At 38.6% G+C, this 2,942-nt stretch carries 3 protein-coding genes; all 3 read left to right on the top strand.

Annotated features, from left to right (window positions below):
• Positions 1 to 203: 203 nt before the first annotated feature.
• The 3 genes from U9P79_08015 to guaA all read left to right on the top strand — a co-directional run bounded on the left by U9P79_08015 (position 204) and on the right by guaA (position 2,926).
• Positions 204 to 359, top strand: coding sequence for a hypothetical protein (locus tag U9P79_08015; GenBank protein MEA2104567.1), 156 nt, complete (start codon positions 204 to 206; stop codon positions 357 to 359).
• A 345-nt stretch (positions 360 to 704) separates the two neighbouring features.
• Entirely contained in the window at positions 705 to 1,346 is a 642-nt protein-coding gene (locus tag U9P79_08010) for an MBL fold metallo-hydrolase (GenBank protein MEA2104566.1), read from the top strand.
• Positions 1,343 to 2,926 (top strand): glutamine-hydrolyzing GMP synthase, encoded by a 1,584-nt coding sequence (gene guaA / locus U9P79_08005; GenBank protein MEA2104565.1) that lies wholly within the window; start codon positions 1,343 to 1,345, stop codon positions 2,924 to 2,926. The genes U9P79_08010 and guaA overlap by 4 nt, the downstream gene beginning before the upstream one ends.
• The last annotated feature ends 16 nt before the right edge of the window (positions 2,927 to 2,942 follow it).

Here is a 2,942-nt window from a genome sequence, read left to right as displayed (position 1 = left end):
CTAGTATTTTTTTGGATTTGACATTCAATCTCATCCGCTGGTTGGCGGACTGATGAACCACAGAAAGGTAAAATAAAAGTGGAGCAATTAAATAGAGTCTGTTCGTAAAGTAGTATTTTTCGACCTCACCCCGACCCTTCCGCCAGCTGGCGGAGAGAGGGAGATAAAAATTCCCCTTCTCTTTGAAGAGAAGGGGTTAGGGGATGAGTTGTAAAAAGGATGAAGAATATATTTTACTTGATATGCTACTTTACGGACAGACACTAAATAGAGTCCATCCGCAAAGTAGCCTTTTCGAGAAGTCACGGACCAACCTGTCTGGGCATAGTGTAACGAAGCCTGATTCCGTGACGAATTGAAAAAATTATCTATTAAGTTAAGTAGCGTTATAATTGTAAGTTGGAAAAACTTAAGTCAATCCGCCAGCTGGCGGATAAATCAGGCTGAAAAAATGGCTGCTATGTAATGAGTATTATTTATAATACTTTTTTCGATTTAGCGTGGGGGTTTACCCCCTCGCAGACATTGTCCAAAAAGACTGACGATAAATCCAGGCAAAATGCCTCAAATAACTCGGTTTTTTTAGATGCATTCTTGTAAAAAAATGGGGGGATGCGAATCTCTATATTTTCAAAAATATTGACACGATTTCAAGTGATTTAAAAGCGTTTGTTTTAAGTATAAATATTTTAGGAACTGTAAATATGTTAGTTAAAAAAATGGTATTATTAGAAAATTTTGAGACAAATACATATCTCGTCTGGGATAAGGAAACAAAATCCTGCGTAGTTATTGATCCCTCCAATAGGGGTGATTTCATTTATGAGGAAGCCTTACGACTTGGTTTAAAAATTAAATATATAATCAACACACACGGACACGGAGACCACATCGGAGCAAATAGGCAACTGAAAGAACTTACCAAAGCAGAAATTTGTATTCATCAAAACGATGCCGAAATGCTTCTCGACCCACAAAAAAATTTGAGTGCTATGTTCGAATTTCCAATCACATCTCCCCCAGCCGATATTTTGCTGAATGATGGGCAGCAAATTCTATTTGGCAATTCCTCGTTAAAAGTAATTCACACTCCCGGGCATTCTGAAGGTTGCATTTGCCTGTTGGGAGACGGAAAACTTTTTAGCGGAGATACATTATTTTTTGAAAGTTTGGGAAGAACCGATCTTCCCTTTAGCAACGAGGCAACCATAATTCATAGCATTAATGAAAAATTGCTTACACTTCCCCAAAAAACTAAAGTTTTCCCAGGCCACGCCGGTGCTACAACCATCCGCCACGAAAGAAAACACAATCCGGTCAGTATTTACGACACAGGAAAAAAATGATTTTAATCATTGATTTTGGTTCCCAATTTACTCACTTGATTGCTAAAGCGATTGAGAAAATTCACGTAAGAAGCGAAATTATCTCACACAGAATTAAAGCAGATGAGATTAAAAAAAAATCTCCTGCCGGAATAATTCTTTCAGGAAGCCCTTCCTCCACCTTAGCTGAAAACTCCCCGACTTGCGACAGAGCAATATTCGATCTGAATATTCCCATATTAGGAATTTGCTACGGAATGCAATATTTTGCTAAAATATTTGGCGGGAAGGTGAAGCACGCTTCCAAAAAAGAATTCGGTTACTCAGAAATCAAAATTGCAAATAACAAGCATTCTCAAAAGGGAAAAAGTCAGTTTGCGGAAAACCTATTATTAGATGGAATAAATTCCGGTGAGCCTGTTTGGATGAGTCACGGCGATATTGTCAGTAAAATCCCACCGGATTTCGAATGTATCGCTTCATCCGAAAATGCTCCATTTGTTGCTATCCGAAATTTACAAAAAAAAATTTACGGAGTGCAATTTCATCCGGAAGTTACCCACACAGACAAAGGAATAACAATATTTGAAAATTTCGCCTATAAAATTTGTGGAATCGAGCCAAAAATCAAGCCGGATACTTTTGTCCAAACCGCAATTGATAAGATCAAAAAAACAGTAGCGGACAAAAAAGTTATTCTCGGGCTCAGCGGTGGGGTGGATTCCTCTGTGGCAGCAGTCTTGATTTACAAAGCAATTGGGAATAATTTAATTCCCATACTCGTAGATAATGGTTTGATGCGGAAAAATGAAATCAATGAGATAGTCCATACTTTTGAAAATTATCTGAAGATTAAACTTCACGTAGTATATGCTGCCGAGCGATTTTACAAAAAATTGGCAGGAGTAGTTGATCCCGAGAAAAAAAGAAAAATAATTGGCAATTTATTTGTAGAAATATTTGAAGAAGAAGCTCTCAGGAACAAATTTGCTGATGACGTGAAGTTCCTCGCACAAGGAACATTATATCCGGATATTATCGAAAGCAGCTCGAAAACAGGTAGCCAAAAAGGACCGTCGGTTACGATAAAATCGCATCACAATGTGGGTGGACTTCCCGAAAAAATGAATTTGAAGATCATCGAGCCTTTGAAAGCATTGTATAAACACGAAGTGAGAAAAATTGGCGAAAAATTAGGAATCCCCTACAATGTTCTTTACAGACATCCATTCCCTGGCCCCGGTCTCGCAGTCCGCATTATCGGCGATATTACTCCCAAAAAGGTAAAACTCCTGCAAGAAGTTGATGCTATTTTTATCGAAGAATTGCGAAATCATAATTTTTATCACAAAACATGGCAAGCGTTTGCAGTTTTACTACCCATTCAATCAGTTGGGGTGATGGGAGATGAACGAACATACGAAAATGTTTGCGCCCTTCGTGCGGTCAACAGTTTGGATGGAATGACTGCCGACTGGACGCGGATTCCCTACGAAATTCTTCGCTCTACATCTAACAGAATCATCAACGAAGTAACTGGCATCAATCGCGTGGTTTATGATATTAGTTCCAAACCTCCCAGCACTATCGAATGGGAATGAGAAGATGGAAAAAATA

Source organism: Candidatus Cloacimonadota bacterium (genome assembly GCA_034661015.1).
GTDB lineage: Bacteria > Cloacimonadota > Cloacimonadia > JGIOTU-2 > JGIOTU-2 > JAYEKN01.
The sequence above is the reverse complement of the archived record's forward strand: the minus strand, read 5'-3'. Positions and strand labels throughout refer to the sequence as shown.

Excerpts from the sequence above, each read along its gene's own strand:
- U9P79_08015 (MEA2104567.1), top strand. The coding sequence starts at position 204 with ATGAGTTGTAAAAAGGATGAAGAATATATTTTACTTGATATGCTACTT.
- U9P79_08010 (MEA2104566.1), top strand. The coding sequence starts at position 705 with ATGTTAGTTAAAAAAATGGTATTATTAGAAAATTTTGAGACAAATACA.
- guaA (MEA2104565.1), top strand. The coding sequence starts at position 1,343 with ATGATTTTAATCATTGATTTTGGTTCCCAATTTACTCACTTGATTGCT.